Origin of the sequence: Winogradskyella jejuensis, assembly GCF_900129745.1 — a bacterium.
Taxonomy (GTDB): Bacteria; Bacteroidota; Bacteroidia; order Flavobacteriales; family Flavobacteriaceae; genus Winogradskyella; species Winogradskyella jejuensis.
This window is the reverse complement of record NZ_FQWS01000002.1, coordinates 702,663-723,426: the sequence shown is the minus strand read 5'-3', so window position 1 is coordinate 723,426 and position 20,764 is coordinate 702,663. Positions and strand designations below refer to the sequence as shown.

12 protein-coding genes are annotated in these 20,764 nt (G+C 35.1%); 11 read left to right on the top strand and 1 reads right to left on the bottom strand.

Annotated elements, in window-relative coordinates:
• Window positions 1–39 precede the first annotated feature (39 nt).
• From BUB95_RS11090 to BUB95_RS11080, 3 genes are all read left to right on the top strand, one after another.
• Complete coding sequence (locus BUB95_RS11090) at window positions 40–3,282, top strand: S41 family peptidase (protein WP_073086438.1); 3,243 nt, start codon at window positions 40–42, stop codon at window positions 3,280–3,282.
• 106 nt (window positions 3,283–3,388) lie between these two features.
• On the top strand, window positions 3,389–4,156 hold the full coding sequence (locus BUB95_RS11085; RefSeq protein WP_234969261.1) for a hypothetical protein: 768 nt from the start codon (window positions 3,389–3,391) through the stop codon (window positions 4,154–4,156).
• A 76-nt stretch (window positions 4,157–4,232) separates the two neighbouring features.
• Window positions 4,233–6,944, top strand: coding sequence for a zinc-dependent metalloprotease family protein (locus tag BUB95_RS11080; RefSeq protein WP_073086437.1), 2,712 nt, complete (start codon window positions 4,233–4,235; stop codon window positions 6,942–6,944).
• A gap of 75 nt (window positions 6,945–7,019) precedes the next feature.
• On the opposite strand, the gene BUB95_RS11075 is transcribed toward BUB95_RS11080, so the two are convergent.
• Entirely contained in the window at window positions 7,020–7,547 is a 528-nt protein-coding gene (locus tag BUB95_RS11075; RefSeq protein WP_073086435.1) for a hypothetical protein, read from the bottom strand.
• A gap of 121 nt (window positions 7,548–7,668) precedes the next feature.
• Between BUB95_RS11075 and uvrA the strand changes: the two genes are divergently transcribed.
• From uvrA to BUB95_RS11035, 8 genes are all read left to right on the top strand, one after another.
• The gene (gene uvrA / locus BUB95_RS11070) at window positions 7,669–10,497 is read left to right on the top strand and encodes an excinuclease ABC subunit UvrA (RefSeq protein ID WP_073086433.1); all 2,829 of its coding nucleotides are present in this window, start codon (window positions 7,669–7,671) and stop codon (window positions 10,495–10,497) included.
• 70 nt (window positions 10,498–10,567) lie between these two features.
• Window positions 10,568–11,254, top strand: a complete 687-nt coding sequence (locus BUB95_RS11065; RefSeq protein ID WP_073086431.1) for an LOG family protein — start codon at window positions 10,568–10,570, stop codon at window positions 11,252–11,254.
• 9 nt (window positions 11,255–11,263) lie between these two features.
• A complete protein-coding gene (locus BUB95_RS11060; protein WP_143185599.1) occupies window positions 11,264–12,565 on the top strand; it encodes a T9SS type A sorting domain-containing protein in 1,302 nt (433 codons plus the stop codon).
• Window positions 12,562–15,399, top strand: a complete 2,838-nt coding sequence (locus BUB95_RS11055) for a gluzincin family metallopeptidase (protein ID WP_083573371.1) — start codon at window positions 12,562–12,564, stop codon at window positions 15,397–15,399. The genes BUB95_RS11060 and BUB95_RS11055 overlap by 4 nt, the downstream gene beginning before the upstream one ends.
• Before the next feature lie 153 nt (window positions 15,400–15,552).
• Window positions 15,553–17,964 carry an alpha-ketoacid dehydrogenase subunit alpha/beta gene (locus BUB95_RS11050; RefSeq protein ID WP_073086427.1) on the top strand — a complete coding sequence of 804 codons (2,412 nt, stop codon included), beginning with the start codon at window positions 15,553–15,555 and terminating at the stop codon, window positions 17,962–17,964.
• Window positions 17,965–18,104: 140 nt separating this feature from the next.
• Window positions 18,105–18,959: a polyphosphate kinase 2 gene (gene ppk2 / locus BUB95_RS11045; protein ID WP_073086425.1), complete on the top strand. Its 855-nt coding sequence runs from the start codon at window positions 18,105–18,107 to the stop codon at window positions 18,957–18,959.
• Between the two features lie 10 nt (window positions 18,960–18,969).
• Window positions 18,970–19,779, top strand: a complete 810-nt coding sequence (gene ppk2 / locus BUB95_RS11040) for a polyphosphate kinase 2 (protein WP_073086423.1) — start codon at window positions 18,970–18,972, stop codon at window positions 19,777–19,779.
• Between the two features lie 222 nt (window positions 19,780–20,001).
• Window positions 20,002–20,745: a hypothetical protein gene (locus tag BUB95_RS11035; RefSeq protein ID WP_073086421.1), complete on the top strand. Its 744-nt coding sequence runs from the start codon at window positions 20,002–20,004 to the stop codon at window positions 20,743–20,745.
• Window positions 20,746–20,764 lie beyond the last annotated feature (19 nt).

Below are 20,764 nucleotides of genomic sequence, written 5' to 3'. Positions count from 1 at the left end.
ATAGTTGTATCTTTAATTGGTATAATTAAATCGACCAACATGAAACATCTATTATCGGGTTTAGCACTTCTTCTTGTGCTTAATCTTAACGCTCAAGGCACACAACTGTTAAGACAACCAACACTGCATGGTAACGATGTGGTATTTGTTTATGCCAATGATCTTTGGAAAGCAAATATTAATGGCGGCAACGCTATTCGACTAACTAGTGACGAAGGTTACGAATCTAGCCCGCATTTCTCTAAAGACGGAAAGCAAATAGCCTTTACTGCGCAATACGATGGAAATATAGACGTCTTTGTTATTCCTTCTGAAGGTGGCGAACCAAAACGATTAACGTATCATCCTGATGGCGATTTTGTGCAAGGCTGGACACCAGACGGAAAAGTATTATTTCGTTCGGGAAGAGAGAATCAACCAACAATGACGAGCAAATTCTTCACAGTAGCCACCGATAGCGGTTTACCGGAAGCACTAGATATTCCTCGTGCTGCTTATGGCGAATTATCACCAGACGGAAAATATCTAGCCTACACACCGATTACAGGTTGGGATGCAGAATGGCGAAATTATCGTGGTGGACAAGCCATGCCAATTTGGGTAGTTAATATGAAAACAAAAGCGCTGATAAGAACCCAGCAGCCAACCCAAGAACGTCATCTTGACCCGGTTTGGTTAAACGGATTGGTTTACTATTTGTCCGAGCGTGACTATACGATGAATATATGGTCATTTAATCCCGATACAAAAGAAGAAAAACAAGTGACGTTTCATAAAAAATTTGATGTCAAAAGTTTAGATGCAAGTGATAATCAAATTGTTTATGAGCAAGGTGGCTATTTACACCTTTATAATCCTTCAAACGGAAATACAAAACAACTCAACATCACTGTTAATGGTGACCTCAACTTTTACAGACCAAGATGGGAAAATGTTTCAGCAAGTAGTTTAAGCAACCCCAACGTATCACCAACTGGTAAACGCGCTATTTTTGAACACAGAGGCGAAATCTTTACTATTCCAAAAGAAAATGGTACTTGGACTAACTTAACCAATTCACCTGGTGTTGCAGACCGTGCACCAATTTGGTCTCCAAAAGGTGATAAAGTTGCTTGGTTTTCTGATAAAAGCGGTGAATACCAACTGATGTTAGCAGACCAACATGGCCAGAATATAGAAGCTATTACTTTACCAAATCCTACGTTTTATTTTCAACCCGATTGGTCTCCTGATGGAAAGCACATAGCCTACACAGATACACATTACAACATTTGGATTATAAATCTTGAAACAAAAAAAACAAACATTGTAGATACAGATAGTTATGCCCATCCAAACAGAGCTATGAATCCTGTTTGGTCTCCAGATAGTAAGTGGATTGCATATGCCAAACAACAGAAAAGTCATTTTAAATCCATCTTTGCTTACAATATAGAGTCCAAAGAAATCATTCAATTAACAGACCCAATAGCAGATGCCATTACACCAATTTGGGATGCTTCAGGCAAATACCTTTATACACTAGCTAGCACTAATTACGGCTTATCGTCTGGTTGGTTAGATATGAGTAATTACGACCCAGGTGCCAATTTAGCCAGAAGCCTTTATGCTGTTGTACTGAGCAAAAATGATAAAGCGCCAAACCTTCCAAAGAGTGATCTGGAAGACGTTAAAACTGACGATGACAGCGAAAAGAAAAACGAGGATAAAAAAGACGTTAAAGTAAGCATTCATAAAGAAGGCATCTTTGATAGAGCAGTAGCCTTAGATTTACCAGCAAGAAACTATGTAGCTCTTGCTAAAGGTCCAAAACATAAAATATTTATAGCGGAAACTATACCGAACAAACAAGGGTTTAAATTACACTCTTATGATGTAGAAAAAGAAGAAGCGTCGGACTTTGCCGACGGCGTTACCCAACTGGTGACTTCAGCAGACAGAAAATCAATTCTATTATTTAGTGGTGGAAAATGGATGTTAACAAGTACGTCTTCAGCTCCAAAACCAGGTAAAGATGTCCTAAAAACAAATCTAAAGATAAAATTAGACCCTAAAGCAGAAGCACATCAAATTTTTAAAGAAGGCTGGCGCTATATGCGAGATTTCTTGTATGTGGACAACGTACATGGTGCGCCATGGGATGAGGTTTATCAATGGTATTCGCCTTGGATAGACCATGTGCGCCATAGAACAGACCTCAACTATGTCGTAGACATAATGAGTGGTGAGGTAGCCGTAGGACATTCTTATGTGTCTGGAGGCGATTTCCCTGATTTAGACAATGTGCCTGTTGGTCTTTTAGGTTGTGATTTTGAAGTTTCTAATGGACGTTATAAAATCTCAAAAATCTATAATGGTGAACGTTGGAATCCAAATCTAGATGCACCATTGGCAAAACCCGGTTTAAATATTAAAGAAGGTGATTATATTATAGCCATTAATGGTAAACCTATTTCAGGTTCTGAAAACATCTACAAGCATTTAGAACAAACAGCGGGAAGAGAGATTACATTGACAGTAAACTCTAAACCTTCAGAAAACGATTCAAGAGACGTTTTAATAAAACCAATTAGAAATGAACGCGGACTTAGAACCATTGATTGGGTGGAAAGCAATAGACGTAAAGTAGATAAATTATCAAACGGAAAATTAGCTTACGTTTATGTTCCAAACACCTCAGGTGGCGGCTTTACCTCTTTCAACCGTTACTATTTTGCACAACAAGATAAAAAAGGGGCTGTTATCGATGAGCGTAACAACGGTGGTGGCTCCGCAGCAGATTACATGATAGATATAATGTCTAGAGAGTTATTTGGCTATTTTAATAGCAAAGCAAACGACAACCGACCTTGGACAACGCCAATGGCAGGAATTTGGGGTCCTAAAGTAATGCTTATTAACGAGCGTTCAGGTTCTGGTGGTGATTTGTTGCCGTATATGTTTAAGATGAAAAATATCGGACCACTTATAGGAACTAGAACTTGGGGTGGATTAGTTGGTACTTGGGATACACCAAGATTTATAGATGGTGGTCGTATGGTTGCACCTCGTGGTGGATTTTATGATGTTGATGGAAAATGGGCTGTTGAAGGCGAAGGCGTCGCTCCAGATATCGAAGTTATTCAGCATCCAAAAGAAACAGCAAAAGGTAACGACCCACAATTGGAGCGTGCTGTTGAAGAAGCCATGAAACTATTAAAAACCGAAGAATTTCAATTAAAACCTGAACCTGCTCCTCCTATTAGATGGAAACGTCCAGAAGGCTATAAAAATGATAATTAAAGAACTATTATAAATTAAGATATGGACGGATTGATAATTCGATGATTTATCAATCCGTTTTTTAATCTCATAATTGTAATTTTGAAATTTTAAAACAAACAATATCTTGTTCAAATTCAAAAGAATAAAACCATTTAGTAAGCTTTCACCAAAGCAAAAGATATTCCGAATATTAAAGTTCATAGGCGGTGCTGTTGTTTTTATTACACTTCCTACACTACTCTTTTTTGGGTTTATTTACTTAAAATACAATGAGCCTCTGCCAGAAGCTATCGAAAGCCCAAAAGCAGACCTATTAGCCCATAAAATGCTGAACGCTCTTGATTATGAAGCCTACAAAAATACCGATTATATTGAGTGGACATTTAAAAGTGCACATAGCTACAAATGGTATAAATCTGCTGATAGTTGTGAGGTAAAATGGAAAGATTTCACAGTAATACTTCAACTAAAAAATCCAGAAAAATCAAGTGTATTTGTTTCAAATAAAAAATACAATGGTATTGAGAAACAAAATTTAATAAGTAAGGCGGAGTCTTATTTTAATAACGATTCGTTTTGGTTAGTAGCACCTTATAAAGTATTCGATAAAGGAACGATAAGAAAGCTGGCAAAAACAGAAGACAATAAAGAGGCATTATTGGTGACCTATACTTCTGGAGGCACCACACCTGGGGATTCTTATCTTTGGCATATCAATGAAAAAGGTATGCCAACAAGCTATCAAATGTGGGTTGATATTTTGCCCATTTCTGGGCTTAAAGCGACATGGAATAATTGGAAAACAATGTCTAGTGGAGCTAATTTACCGACACATCACAAGTTATTATTTTTAGATTTAGAACTTACAAATTTGAAAGGAATAAACTATTGAGATTAAATTAGGTCGCTTTATTAACATATTTTTTTCTTAAAATCTGTTAACTTTAGCCATTTAAATTTAATTACTCATGAAAAAAATCTACTTATTCTTACTGATTTTGCCCTTTTTTGCTTTTTCTCAAGAAAAATCATTTTGGTCTAAAACATCAGCAAGTAAAATTCAGCAAAGCCAATTGTTAGATAGGAACTCAACTCCTACTAAATTTGATGTTTACAACCTAAATTTTGAAGGTATAAAAAACGAACTGGGAAATGCTGTTAGCCGTTCTTCTAATTTAGAATCTGATACCTATATAAAATTCCCGAATGCTAAAGGAGAATTAGAACGTTATCAGATTTACAATGCCTCAATCATGGAGGCAGAATTTGCGGAAAAGCATCCAGACATTCAATCTTATGTTGGCATAAATATCGATAATCCTGGAGTATCAATGCGTTTTAGTACAACTATTTTTGGATTTCATGCTTCAATTTACACTATTGGTAAAACGTATTATATAGACCCTTACACAGAAGATTTAGGCTCTTACATATTGTATGCAAAAGATAACCTGTATTCCGATATCGATAGATTAAGCTGCCAATTAACGGACGAAATGGCTTTAAATAGCCCTTATCAACCAGACTCTAATAGACTACAAAATCTGAGAAATGCAAATGACGGTCTATTTAGGACTTTTCGTTTTGCATTAGCGTCAACCCAAGAATATTCTAATTTCCATATTAATGCAGCCGGTCAGCAAGCTGCAACTGACGAAGTAAAAAGAGCAACTGTATTAGCTGCAATGAATGTAACCATGACAAGAGTTAATGGTATATATGAGAGGGACTTATCTGCCTCCATGATGCTAATTGATAATACAAATATCATCTTTCTTGCAGAAAATGATGGCTATACAAACAATGATGGTTTTGCAATGTTAGCTCAAAATCAATCAATTATTGATGCAAATATAGGTACTGCCAATTATGATGTCGGTCATGTATTTTCAACTGGTGGTGGTGGTGTTGCATCCTTAGGTGGAATTTGTTTTTCTAACACAAAAGCTAGAGCTGTAACTGGTCTCAACAGCCCTATTGGTGATGTATTTGATGTCGATTTTGTAGCACATGAAGTAGGACATCATTTTGGTGCAAACCATAGTTATAATGGTGGAGATGGCAATTGTGGTGGACAACGAAACCAAGGAACAGCTGTAGAGGTTGGAAGTGGTAATACTATCATGGGTTACGCAGGTATCTGTGCGTCAGATAATGTACAGCCAAATAGTGATGACCATTTTCATGCAGTAAGCATAGATGAAATGTATGCAAGAATAACTTCTTCGCCAACGTGTTCTGTTAATACACCAAATGGCAATACTGCACCAACTGCTGATGCAGGTGATGATTATACAATTCCGTTTGGAACAGCATTTACGCTCACCGGCACAGGTACGGATATAGATTCTGGCGCTTCACTTTCTTACAATTGGGAGCAGGTAGACACAGGTACAACTACTGACCAACCTAATACTACTAGTACAACTAACCCGCAATTTAGATCAAGACCTTCATTATCTACCGGTGAGAGAACATTTCCTCAATTAAGTGATATTTTAGATGATAACTTAACACCGCAATGGGAAGTCATTCCTAATGTAGCTCGTACAATGAATTTTGCACTAACAGTAAGAGATAATCAATCACCCAATGGAGGACAGACTAATAGAGATGATATGATAGTTACTACTGCTAATGTAGGTCCATTTCAAATTACTTCTCAGTCAACTCCAGTGGTTTTTATGGAAAATTCATCAACAACTGTAGAATGGGATGTTGCCGGCACCACAGCAAATGGAATTAATACATCACAAGTAAATATATTACTTTCAACAGATGGTGGATTAAATTTTAATACAACTTTAGCTGCAAACACTGCAAATGACGGGACAGAATCAGTTACATTTCCTCCTGGAGTTACTTCTGGGGATTGTAGAATAAAAATAGAAGCTGTAGGCAATATTTATTTTGCAATAAACAAATCATTTTTTGCTATTGGAAATTATACTATAGTCAATAACGAATCATGTCAAGATTATATTTTTAATGTAAATCAAACAATTCCTGTCAGTAGTACAACATACACTGGTTTTGCACTTACTATTAATGACTCTGAAACTATAACTGATGTAGATGTAAGTGTAAATATAACTCATCCAAATAATGGAGAAGTTTTCACAGCAATAATAAGCCCGGAACAAGCCTCAGGTTTTCAAGAATTAAGTAATGGAAGTTGTAACGGAACCGCTAACACTGATTTCACCTATGATGATGAAGCAGGAACTATTAATTGTGTAGATTTTAATTCTGGAGGCTCAGGGCAACCAGCTGAGACACTATCAATTTACGATGGCCAAAACTCAAATGGTCAATGGGTATTTTTAATTACAGATGTTAGTGATAATGCAAATACTGGAACCTTAGATACAGTTACTATAACTATATGTTCAGGTACAGTTGAAGCTGTACTAGGAGATAATGACTTTGAGCTTAATGATTTCGCGTTATTCCCGAATCCAAATAATGGTGATTTTACGATACAATTTAATTCTAATTCAGGTATTGGGGTTAATGTAGATGTATACGATATTTCAGGTAAGTTAGTATTTAACAAAAATTACGATCCGACATCAAGATTTGATAAGCAAATTAATCTTAACAACGTTAGTACTGGTATTTACATCATGAAAGTAAATGACGGTGATAAAAGCGTTACACGAAAACTTATTATAAAATAACGCCATTAAATAATTCAAACAAAAACGCCGAAGCTAATACCTCGGCGTTTTTGTTTTTACAGGAATTAATATTTTTTATTTTGAAGACTGCCCTTTAAACTGTTGACTCTTTAGTTTAAACAACACATTAAAACTTGTTAAACTTCCGTAGCTACGGGTAATATACTGCTGTAAGTCTATTTTTTCTTGCTCATCCAAGTTCTTACTAGAATTAATTTTCTGTTCCATAACTCTAAGCCTATCTCTTACCATTGTGATTTTATGAAAAAACGTATCGATTGGCATTTCTTTTCCTTGTAGATTAGGGTCTCCAGCTTCAAAAATCAACTTTCCTCCTTTCCACTTATCAGCTATGTTAACCACTTCAGAAACGTCTGACCATCTTTTAAGAATACGTCGCAAACTCTTCTCTACTTCATAAAAACTAACCGTGTCTACATCATCTTCAGCACCTTCAATCACCTCAAAGTTTTCATCTAATTCTAATGTTTCCAATCCGTTTTCAATAAAGGTTACCCAATAATGTTGAGATGTCACGTTGGTTACAACACCTTTTCCGTATTCAGTATGATTTATTCTTGAGCCTATTCCTAATAATTTCATAGTATTTCTTTTAAATTTCTAACACAATTATAATAATTCTGAGGCAAACCTTAGCACTAAATTAACAACTAAATATTGTACCTTTACGACTTGCTTAATAAAGAAAAAGAAGGAAGATTTTATGTCCAAATTTGATGATGCTATCGAAGTACAAGGCGCACGAGTTCATAATTTAAAAAATATAGATGTTACCATACCAAGGGAAAAACTAGTTGTAATAACGGGTTTATCTGGTAGCGGGAAATCTTCTTTAGCGTTTGATACTATCTATGCCGAAGGTCAACGTCGTTATATCGAGACATTTTCTGCATACGCACGTCAGTTTTTAGGAAGTTTAGAACGGCCAGATGTAGATAAAATAGATGGTTTATCTCCAGTAATAGCCATTGAGCAAAAAACCACAAGTAAATCGCCACGTTCTACAGTTGGCACTATTACAGAAATCTATGATTTTTTAAGACTTCTTTTTGCTCGTGCTGCAGACGCTTACAGTTATGAAACTGGGGACAAAATGGTAAGATATTCTGATGAGCAAATTAAAGATTTGGTTTTAGAATCTTTTAGGGGAAAACGCATTAATATATTGGCACCTGTCATTCGTTCTCGTAAAGGACACTATCGGGAGCTTTTTGAGCAAATTGCCAAACAAGGTTTTGTAAAAGTTCGTACCGACGGTGAGATTGTTGACCTCGAAAAGGGTATGAAACTCGACCGCTACAAAACACATGATATAGAAATTGTTATTGACCGTTTAAAAATTGACGATTCCAAAGACAATGAAAAGCGCGTCATGGAATCTATCAATACTGCCATGTATCACGGCGATGATGTGCTTATGGTTATTGACCAAGATACCAATGAACCTCGGTATTTTAGTCGGAATTTAATGTGTCCGTCTTCAGGAATTTCATATCCAAATCCAGAGCCAAATAATTTCTCATTTAACTCACCTAAAGGTGCTTGCCCAAAATGTAATGGCATTGGCGAGTTGTATGTTGTAAACGAGAAAAAATTAGTACCAGACGAATCTTTATCCATCAAAAATGGGGCTTTAGCACCTCATGGACCGCAAAAAAAGAGTTGGATTTTTAAGCAATTTGATACCATTGCACAACGCTTCGACTTTTCACTAGATAGCGCTTGGAAAGATATTCCTAAAGAGGCTAAACAAATGATTTTTTATGGCGGTAATGAAAAATTTACTGTTGAAAGCAAACTACTAGGCGTTTCTAGAAATTATGATATCGATTTTGAAGGTGTTGCCAATTTTATAGAAAGTCAATACAAGTCTAACTCAACTTCTCTTGTGCGTTGGGCAAAAGAGTTTATGGACAAAGTTGAATGCCCTACTTGTGAAGGTTCACGTTTAAGAAAAGAATCACTCTACTTTAAAGTTGATAATAAAAGTATTGCCGATTTAGTAAAAATGGATATTATTGAGTTAGGTGAATGGATTGATAATCTTAAAGAAAGACTATCTTCAAAACAACAAAAAATCGCAGCCGAAATAATAAAAGAGATAAAAGCTAGAGTACAATTTTTGGTAGATGTTGGTCTTACTTATTTATCCTTAAACCGAAGCTCAAAATCGCTTTCTGGCGGAGAAGCACAGCGCATACGCTTAGCAACACAGATAGGGTCACAATTGGTTGGCGTCCTATATATTTTAGACGAGCCTAGCATTGGTTTGCACCAGCGCGATAATGAAAAACTTATCAATTCCTTAATATCACTTCGTGACGTTGGCAACTCTGTAATTGTCGTAGAACATGACAAAGATATGATAGAGCGTGCAGACCATGTTATAGATATAGGACCTTTTGCTGGTAAACATGGTGGAGAAATTATAAGTGAAGGTACCCCAAAAGCACTCATAGCAGAAAGTACGCTAACTGCTGAATATCTCAACGGAGAAAAAGAAATAGCCATACCAAAGAAACGCCGTAAAGGCAATGGTAAGAAGCTAATCTTAAAAGGCTGTACGGGGAATAATCTTAAGAATGTCGATGTAGAATTTCCTTTAGGTCAAATGATTGGTGTTACTGGTGTTTCTGGTAGTGGTAAATCGACTTTGATAAATGGCACGCTCTACCCAATTCTCAATACCCATTATTTTAATGGCGTAAAAAAGCCAATGCCGTACAAAAGTATCAAAGGTTTAGAGCATATAGACAAAGTAATAGACATTAACCAATCGCCAATTGGTCGCACACCACGCAGCAATCCAGCAACGTACACCAAGACCTTTGACGAGATAAGAAAACTTTTTGCCATGATTCCTGAAGCTATGATTCGTGGGTACAAAGCGGGGCGTTTTAGTTTTAATGTAGCGGGAGGACGATGTGAAACTTGTCAAGGTGGCGGGCTTAAAGTTATAGAAATGAATTTTCTGCCAGATGTTTATGTAGAATGTGAAACTTGTCAAGGTAAACGTTTCAATAGAGAAACATTAGAAATTCGTTATAAAGGAAAATCAATTAGTGATGTACTGAATATGACGATTAATGAAGCTGTAGATTTCTTTGAGCATATTCCAAAAATATATAGAAAGCTTAAAACCATAAAAGATGTTGGCCTGGGCTACATTACTCTGGGTCAACAAAGCACAACCCTCTCAGGTGGTGAAGCACAGCGTATAAAATTAGCAACTGAGTTAAGCAAGCGTGATACAGGAAATACATTTTATATTCTAGACGAACCTACTACTGGTTTACATTTTGAAGATATCAATGTACTAATGAAAGTATTGAATAAATTGGCAGACAAAGGCAATACGGTTTTAATTATCGAGCACAATTTAGACGTTATCAAAACCGTTGACTACATTATAGATATTGGTCACGAAGGTGGAAAAGGTGGTGGCGAAGTTGTTGCAAAAGGGACTCCAGAAGAAATAATAAAAAATAAAAAAAGCTACACAGCTAAATTTTTGAAGAAAGAGTTAAATTAGCAAGCTTTGGAAATCTCAAAGACAGACTTTCAAAAGAGCTAGAACTGAATCAACTTAACAATCAAAATAAATGAGAAAAGAAAAACACTATAAAGGCTGGAACGAAATAAAAACAAACGACTCATGGGCGATTTTTAAAATCATGGGAGAATTTGTAAATGGGTATGAAAAACTGAGTAAAATTGGGCCTTGTGTTTCAATATTTGGGTCGGCACGTACAAAACCAGACCATGAATATTACAAATTAGCTGAAGAGGTTGCTAGTAAGATTGTAGATAGTGGTTATGGTGTTATCACTGGTGGTGGACCTGGTATTATGGAGGCTGGTAACAAAGGTGCACACATTGCTGGTGGGACATCTGTTGGTTTAAATATAGAATTACCTTTTGAGCAACACGATAATCCCTATATAGATTCTGATAAGAGCTTAGATTTCGATTATTTCTTTGTTCGTAAGGTTATGTTCGTAAAATACTCCCAAGGTTTTGTAGTTATGCCCGGTGGCTTTGGTACTCTCGATGAATTGTTTGAAGCTATCACCCTAATACAAACTCATAAAATAGACACCTTCCCTATTGTTTTGGTTGGAACTAAATTTTGGGGTGGATTAGTCGATTGGATTAAAAACACATTACTTACCGAAGGTAATATTAGTCCAAAAGATATTGATTTGATTCATGTAGTAGACACAGCAGACGAAGTTGTGAGTATACTAAACAACTTCTACGAAAAATCTGAATTAAGCCCTAATTTCTAAACAAAAACTGTGAAAAAGAAGATTATAGGATTTGGGATTGTACTTTTATTTGGTTTTTGTGGTTATGCTCAAGAAACATTTAAAGTGATGTTTTACAATCTTCTTAATTACCCATTAGAAAATACGCTTCCAAACAGAGAAGATAATCTCGAGTTTATCTTAGGAAGTTACCAACCAGATTTGCTTTTAGTCTGTGAGTTGAATAATGAAACAGGAGCTAATTCTGTCTTAAGTATTGCTCAGAATATTATTAGTTCAGATTATGAATCGGCAACTTTTGTATCCAATACCTCAGATTTTGAACCGCCTGGAGCTGATGGTTTACATGGTTTGTTCTATTACAATAAAACCAAGTTAAGTATAACAGATGAAGTTATTGTACAAACCAATATTAGAGACTTTAACGTTTACAAAATTCTCTTTAATACTGTAGACAAAGCTTCTAACCCAATTGAGGCTTACATAATCGTTGGACATTTAAAAGCTTCTGATTCTCCAGAAGACGCCCAAAAAAGACTATTAATGGTTGAAGAACTTGATGACTATTTAAGTACCATTCCTGCAAATAGCAACGTAATTTTTGGTGGTGATTTAAATCTTTACCGCGCTTCTGAACCTGCATTTCAATTATTAGTAGATACTAGCAACAATATTCCATTTGTAGACCCTGTAAACAGAGTTGGAGAGTGGAGTGATACAGGAAGTCAATTCGTAGACGTGTTTACGCAGTCTACACGTACTACATTTGGGCTTGGTGGTGCAGCTGGCGGATTTGATGACCGTTTCGATTTCCTCTTAAGTTCTACCAATCTCTTAAATTCATCAAACAATTTAAGATATGTAACTAACAGCTACGAAGCATATGGTAATAATAAAGAAACCGATTGTTTTAATCGCGCCATAAACTCAATAGATTGTGCTGAAGGAGCAGATAGCGGAAACCCAGATAATAATACAGGTTATACATTCAACCTAAGGGAAGCATTACATAATTTTAGTGATCACCTTCCTGTTGTTATGGAAGTTGAAATCGATGACCAACTATTAAGTACCGAAGTGGTAAATGCAACTGAAATAAAAATTTTAGAAAAAAATATTGTAAAATATCAACTTGTTTTAAAGCTAAGCTCTCCACTACTCCGCAACAAAACATTCAGTATTTACAATGCCATTGGTCAGCAAATCATAGCTAAAAGAACAAATACTAATTTACAAGAGACCATTGATGTTTCTTCTTTAAGCAATGGTATTTATTACTTAAGATTTTCTGATACTAATATCAACCCTGTTAAATTTATTATTGCACGTTGATTAAATTGAAAATCATATCATTTTTACTTTGTGTTTTTTCAGCTGTAGGGTATAGTCAAAACAAGATATCAGTCGAAGGTAACGTTAATCCTGAAGAACGCACCATAAACATTAAACAGACTATAGTTTATCAAAACGCGTCAAATGATACGCTAAGAGAAGTGTTTCTAAGCGATTGGAATAATAGTTACGCTACAAAATCTACAGCTTTAGCCAAGCGATTTGAAGAAGAGTTTAGCACCAAATTTCATTTAGCAAAAGACAGACAAAGAGGCTTTACTACGATTTCAAAAATTACAGATAGTAAAGGGAACACACTTAGCAATAATCATCTAGAGAATCAAATAGATGTCTTAAAAGTAACGCTAGCAAATCCGCTATTACCAAATGAGTCTTATAGCATTGAGCTCAATTATGTTATTAAATTGCCTGATGCCTCTTTTACAGATTATGGTTATACCAATTCAGGTAATTTAGAACTTAAATATTGGTATCTCACACCTGCTGTGTATGATGGAAATTGGCAGTATTACAGTAATAAAAATTTAGATGATTTATATATACCAAAGTCGGACGTTAGCATAAAACTAACTTTCCCAAAAGAATTCTATCTAACTTCAGAATTAAATACAGTAGAAGAAATTGAATCTGATTTAAAAACAGTAACTCTAAAAGGTAATGACCGTGTTGACACTTATCTTTCGCTGAATAAACTGAAGGCGTTTAACCAAGTCACTACAGACGATTTCACCTTAGTTTCAGATATTGTTGAAAAAGGTTTATCTCCACAAGACAAAGCTATAATTACAGATAGAGTAACTAAATTTCTAACCGATAATCTTGGTGAGTATCCACATGAGCGTTTATTGGTAAGCCAAATAGATTACAACAAGAATCCACTTTATGGTCTCAACCAATTACCAAGTTTTTTAAGACCTTTTAAAAGCGGTTTTCAATACGAATTAAAGCTATTAAAAACTGCATTGAACAAATACATCTACAACACACACTTAGTAAATCCTCGTAAGGACCATTGGCTCAATGATGGCCTAATTATCTATTTTTTAATGAAATATGTTGAGGATTACTACCCAGATAGCAAACTATTGGGAACTTTAGCTAAAGTTTGGGGCATACGTTCATTTCATATTGCAGATTTAGATTATAATGCCAAATACTTCCTCTATTCTATGGAAGTGGCTAGAAAAAATAATGACCAAGCCATCACAACTTCAAAAGATTCTTTGACAAAGTTCAACGCTAATATAGCTGGACGATATAAAACTGGTGTAGGTTTCAACTACTTAGACGAATATGCCATTGATATGGATTTTAGAAGTTTAGCTAAAGACTATCTTGAAAGACGTAAATTAACAAAGGTTAATACAAGTGCTTTTGAAACTTTTTTAAAATCTAAAACCGAAAAAGATATAGATTGGTTCTTTACAGATTATATCAATACCAGAAAGAAAATAGATTTTAAGCTTACCAAAGTTAGCGCTACTGAAGATTCTATTCAGCTCACTATTAAGAATAAGCGTGATAATTCCATGCCTATTTCTTTATTTAGCTTAAAAAACGATTCAGTAGTTAATAAAATTTGGATAGACAGTGTAGGTACTTCTAAAACACTTAAAATCCCAAATTACGATACAGAGCGTTTGGTTTTAGACTATGACAATGTCGTGCCAGAATTTAACCAACGTGATAATTACAAGTCTACCAATGGTTCTTCATTTTGGTCAAAACCACTTCAGTTTAGGTTATTCAAAGATGTTGAAGACCCATACTACAACCAAGTATTTTTAATGCCGCTTGCAGAGTTTAAAAACATCTATGACGGATTTACACTAGGTGCCAAAGTATATAACAAAACCATTCTCCGAAAGCGTTTAAATTATAGATTTTCTCCGCAATATGCTTTTAATTCAAAATCGATTACCGGTTCAGGAAATATATTTTACACCCATAATCTAGAAGACACCAATTTATTTAATGTCTCATACGGAATAGATGCCAGTTACCAATCTTTTGCGCAAGATGCTTTCTTTAGACGTATTAGACCTAGTGTCACCTTTGGGTTTAGAGATAAAGACGACTTAAGGTCTGACAAAAGACATACTATAAGGTTACGTTACGTAGATATTGCTAGAACTATTGGGCCAGATGCTATCCTAGAAGAATTAGAAACAGAGCCAGATTATAGCGTCCTTAACTTAAGATATGTGCATTCTAGTCCAGGAATTATTAACTTTTCAAGATTTTTTGCAGACTTCCAAGTGGCAAGTAACTTTAGTAAGATTGCCCTAAATTATGAGTTCAGAAAACTCACAAAAAAGAATCGCAATTATAATCTTAGATTATTTGCAGGTACATTTCTAAAGAACAATACAGACCCATCTTCTAACTTTTTCAGTTTTGCATTAGACCGTCCAACGGATTACTTATTCGATTTTAATTATTTGGGGCGTTCTGAAGCGTCAGGAATATTTAGTCAGCAAATCATTATAGCAGAAGGTGGCTTTAAATCGCAACTCGATACAGCTTTTGCCAATCAATGGATGGCCACTGCTAACTTTAGTACCTCCATTTGGCGATATATTCAACTTTATGGTGATGCAGGTTTTGTTAAGAATAAGTTTAGTAGTGCAAAATTTGTTTACGATTCTGGTATTCGTCTAAATTTAGTCGAAGACTATTTTGAGATATTCTTACCGTTGTATTCCAATAATGGTTGGGAAATTGCTCAACCTGGCTATGACCAAAAAATCCGCTTTATGTTTACTGTTGACCCTCAAGTACTTCTAGGGTTATTTAGACGCAAATGGTATTAACATATTCTTACTGAAATGTTAAATTTTATTCTTTTTTTGAAGAATTTGTAAATTATTTCAAAATTACGAAGAATAATTCAAAATTATAACACTTTTTGACATTGCGTAGCTTCCAAAGATATCTTACTTTTGTGAGACCTAAAAATTCAATTTATGAAGCCAAATACAAATACGAAAACTGAGATTACGTTTGAAGATTTTAAAGCTGAAGTTTTAAATGATTACAAAACTGTAGTGACCAGTCGTGAGTGTAGCCTTCTAGGCCGTCGCGAAGTATTAACAGGAAAGGCTAAATTCGGGATTTTTGGAGACGGTAAAGAAGTACCACAAATTGCTTGGGCAAAAGCGTTTCAAAATGGAGACTTCCGCTCTGGGTATTACCGAGACCAAACCTTTATGATGGCTATTGGTGAGCTAACCATTGAGCAGTTTTTTGCAGGCTTATATGCCAATACTAACTTAGAAGATGAGCCTATGTCTGCTGGTCGCCAAATGGGCGGACACTTTGCAACGCACAGTTTAGATGAAAATGGCGAATGGAAAAATCTCACAGAGCAGAAAAACTCGAGTGCAGACATCTCTCCTACTGCCGGGCAAATGCCAAGACTTTTGGGTCTAGCACAGGCTTCTAAAATATACCGAAATGTAAAAGGTATTGATACCACTAAATTTTCTAAAGAAGGAAACGAAGTCGCTTGGGGAACTATTGGTAATGCTAGTACAAGTGAAGGTTTGTTTTTTGAAACTATAAATGCAGCTGGGGTTTTACAAGTACCAATGGTAATTAGCATTTGGGATGATGAATATGGTATTTCTGTACATGCAAGACACCAAACCACTAAAGAAAATATCTCTGAAATATTAAAAGGTTTTCAACGTGATGAAAACGGAAATGGATATGAAATCTTCCGAGTTAATGGTTGGAACTATGCTGAGTTAATTGACACCTACCAACGTGCGGCACAAGTAGCACGCAAAGAGCATGTGCCTGTGATGATTCACGTAAAAGAATTAACACAGCCGCAAGGACATTCAACCTCTGGTTCTCATGAGCGTTACAAAGACGAAGCGCGTTTAGCTTGGGAAGCAGAATACGACTGTAACGCACAAATGCGTCTTTGGATGATAGAGAATAACATCGCCACTGACGAGGCGTTAAAAGCCATCGAAAAAGATATTAAAAAAGCCGTAAGAGATGGTAAAAAAGCCGCTTGGTCTGCATTTATAAACCCTATAAAAGCTGAAAGAGACGAAGCCGTTTCTTTATTAGACCGCGTTGCTAACTCTAGTGCTAACGGTGTTTTCATTACCAAACTTAAAAACGATTTAGCCTCAATAGATGAGCCAATTCGTAAAGATATATTATCAGCAACACGTAAAGCCTTACGTTATGTAGTTTCAGAAAGTTCTTCAGAAAAAACTGAGCTTCAAAATTGGATAAATAGTTATATCGAAACAATTCAGCCAAAATACAGCTCACATCTATTAAGCCATTCGGAGAAGAAAGCATTGAACCAAACTGAAGTGTTACCAACTTACGATACAAATGCTGAAGAGGTTGATGGTCGTCTCGTCTTAAGAGATAATTTTGATGCTATTTTTGGCAATTACCCAGAAGCGTTGATTTTTGGTGAAGATGCCGGACATATTGGTGATGTAAACCAAGGACTAGAAGGTCTACAAGCTAAGTATGGCGAACTTCGAGTAGCAGATACTGGGATTAGAGAAGCCACTATTTTAGGTTCAGGAATTGGAATGGCCATGCGTGGTTTGCGCCCAATTGCAGAGATACAATATTTAGATTATATCTTGTATGCGTTACAATTAATGAGTGACGATTTGGCAACCGTACATTATCGTACAAAAGGGCGCCAGAAAGCACCACTAATTGTAAGAACACGTGGTCACCGTTTAGAAGGTATTTGGCATTCTGGCTCACAAATGGGTGGTATTCTTAATTTAGTGCGTGGTATCCATGTGCTTGTACCAAGAAATATGACTAAAGCCGCTGGATTTTACAATACACTTTTAGAAAGTGATGAGCCTGCTTTAGTTGTAGAATGTCTCAACGGTTACCGTCTTAAAGAAAAGATGCCAAACAACATTGGAAAGTTTAAAACACCAATAGGTGTGGTAGAAACAATTAAAGAAGGTGAAGACATTACTTTAGTATCTTACGGCTCAACACTGCGCCTAGTTGAGCAGGCTGCAAAAGAATTGCAAGAAGTTGGTATTAATGCCGAAATTATTGACGTACAATCGTTACTACCTTTTGATGTTAACCATGATATCGTAAAAAGTGTTTCTAAAACCAATCGTTTAATGGTGATTGACGAGGATGTTTCTGGTGGAGCTTCCGCATATATTTTAGACGAAATACTAAACAAACAGAACGCCTACAAACATTTAGACAGTCAACCAAAAACGTTAGCGGCAAAACCGCATAGACCAGCTTATGGTACAGACGGCGATTATTTTTCCAAACCATCTGTAGAAGATATTTTTGAAGCGATTTACAATGTGATGCACGAGGCAAATCCTACGGATTTTCCTAAGCTGAGATAAGTTTATTTCTTGTATAATATAAAAAACCTTCTAAAAAAGAAGGTTTTTTGTTTTTTATAAAGTCATTATGATTTTTATCATATACCATTATTTCTAATTATAGTAAGTTTAATTTCTATATCACATACTCAACTAAATATATGCTTACAGAAGAACTCTTAAAAACTCTAAAAACAAATACAGATTTAGTTGCATACTTAACAGCAAATAAAGAACATAATCCGATTTATAAATCTGCTCTTGAGAAATTTGAATACGAACAAGAACTACTACCACTTCAAGCAGAGTTGGTTGAATTTCAGCGCTGGGTTCAGAAAGAAAATAAAAAAATAGCCATCATTTTTGAAGGCAGAGATGCTTCTGGAAAAGGTGGTACAATTAAGCGCTTTAAAGAACATTTAAACCCTAGAGCTATGCGGATTGTAGCTTTAAACAAACCTACAGAAGTAGAAAAAAATCAATGGTACTTTAATCGCTACATTAAAGAATTACCAAACGCAGGAGAAATTGTATTTTTTGACCGTAGTTGGTATAATCGCGCTGTTGTTGAGCCTGTCATGGGATTTTGTGATAAAAAACAATATAATCGATTTATGATACAAGTACCTGAGTTTGAAAACATGCTTCATGAATCTGGTACTACAATTATAAAGTTTTGGTTTTCCGTATCTAAAGAAGAGCAACAACGGCGTTTTGAAAAACGATTAAATAATCCATTGAAAAAATGGAAATTTAGTCCTGTAGATGAAAAAGGTCAAGAATTATGGGATGATTTTTCAACTTATAAAAATCAAATGTTTTCTAGGACACATAATTCGTTTTCGCCATGGGTTATTGTAAAATCAAATAACAAAAAACAAGCACGACTTGAGAGTATAAAATATGTTTTAAGTCTTTTTGACTACGATAATAAAGGCAAAAACTGCAAAACAATTTTACCAGACCCAAATGTAGTACAGCGCTATTTTAGAAATACAATTCAATTAGACCGTTAAACTCTTTATCATGATAGAAAAAGATTTAAAAATTATCAATTCAAAAGAGGGATTAGAAGCACTGTTAAGGCTAAATCGATTAGATACTAATAAAGCTATACGCAATGTTAAGTACGAAAAACGCTTGTCTCGTTTGCAAGAAGAAATGCTAATACTTCAGCAATGGGTTGCTAAAAACAATAAAAAAGTTGTTATTCTTTTTGAAGGACGAGATGCAGCCGGAAAAGGTGGAGCCATACGTCGTATTATACAACATCTTCCGCCAAGAGCTATTAGAGTTGTAGCTTTACCTAAACCTAATGAAACTGAGCAAGGACAATGGTATTTTCAACGCTACATCAATAGGCTACCAAACAATGGCGAAATTGTATTCTTTGACCGTAGTTGGTATAACCGTGCTGTAGTAGAGCCCGTAAATGAGTTTTGTACCAAAAAAGAGTATGATATTTTTATGAAACAAGTGAACGAGTTTGAACAAATGATTCAAGACTCTGGTATTTATCTACTAAAACTCTACTTTTCTATTACTAAAGCCGAACAAGAACGTCGATTTAAAGATATTATTAGTTCTCCTATTAAAAAATGGAAATATAGTGCAGTAGACAGACGTGCATTATCTCTTTGGGATGAGTATACAACGTACAAAGAAGCTATGTTTAAAAACACACAACAATACGCACCTTGGAAAATTATAAAAGCTAATAGAAAAACCAATGCTCGTATTGCTGCATTTGAATATATACTTAAAGAAATACCATATGAAACTAAGGACTTAGACAGAATACGTCATAAGTCCATGCGTAAATTATTAGAAGAGTAAAACATCCTTCCAAAAATCATATAAGAGGTACTAATGAATATAGTAAACACACAGCTGAAAATGGAGTTATTGCAAAGTTGGTAACAGAAACAACTCAAGAATAATTGCAATCTAATTAAAGGCTTGTAACCGTCAAGACACAGTAAAAATTATGTGTACAGCTCATTTTATTAATTAAGAATCATTTATTAATATTGATAAAAAATAGTAAAGAACAATTTTATGCGCAGAAGGTCAATAAACATTTACAGTCTATTATTTATTACGTTAATACTTCTTAGTTACACAAACAAACTACATGCACAATTCTATATTACGAGTAGAAGTCTAAAAAAAGAACAACCTAGAATTGCTTTTGATTCATTGACCTATACATCTGTTAATAATGAAACAGTATCAGGTTTTGGTTTTGTTAACCCTATAGATGCCAAATCAATTGTATTTGTAAAGGAAAAGCCGAATGAAAGCCTTGTTAAAGGCTGGAAAGATGTAAAAGTAAAATCTGCAACAATATATACTTCAAAGCTCAAAGACTTATCTTTTAGAATGCTTGATTTAGACCCTAATTTAGATTCTATTCAGAAAAAAAGAATATTAACTACAAATTATGCTATAGACGATACTATACAGGTGTTCTTCTTAAGAAATATAAAAGGTGCTATAGCCAATAGTCTGCGTACGTTATATTATGAAAATAGCAAAGCTCGAATTTTTAAAGATATAAGTTCAAATTATTACGCAACTTCACAGATAGTTTACTTTCAAAAGACAGAAAAACCAGTTTATGAAAGCGACACCTATTTTCTAAATTATAATAACCATAAAGCTTTTAAAAAATCTGTAAAACGCTTTTTTAAAACCTGTCCAAAAATTGTTGAAAATGCTCAAAATGGGGATTACTTTCCAAGAAGCGGAAAAGCTTTTAGAAAAATAGCTGATGATTATGAACGTTATTGCGAAAATTGATGGAATTTTTCCTGTAGTT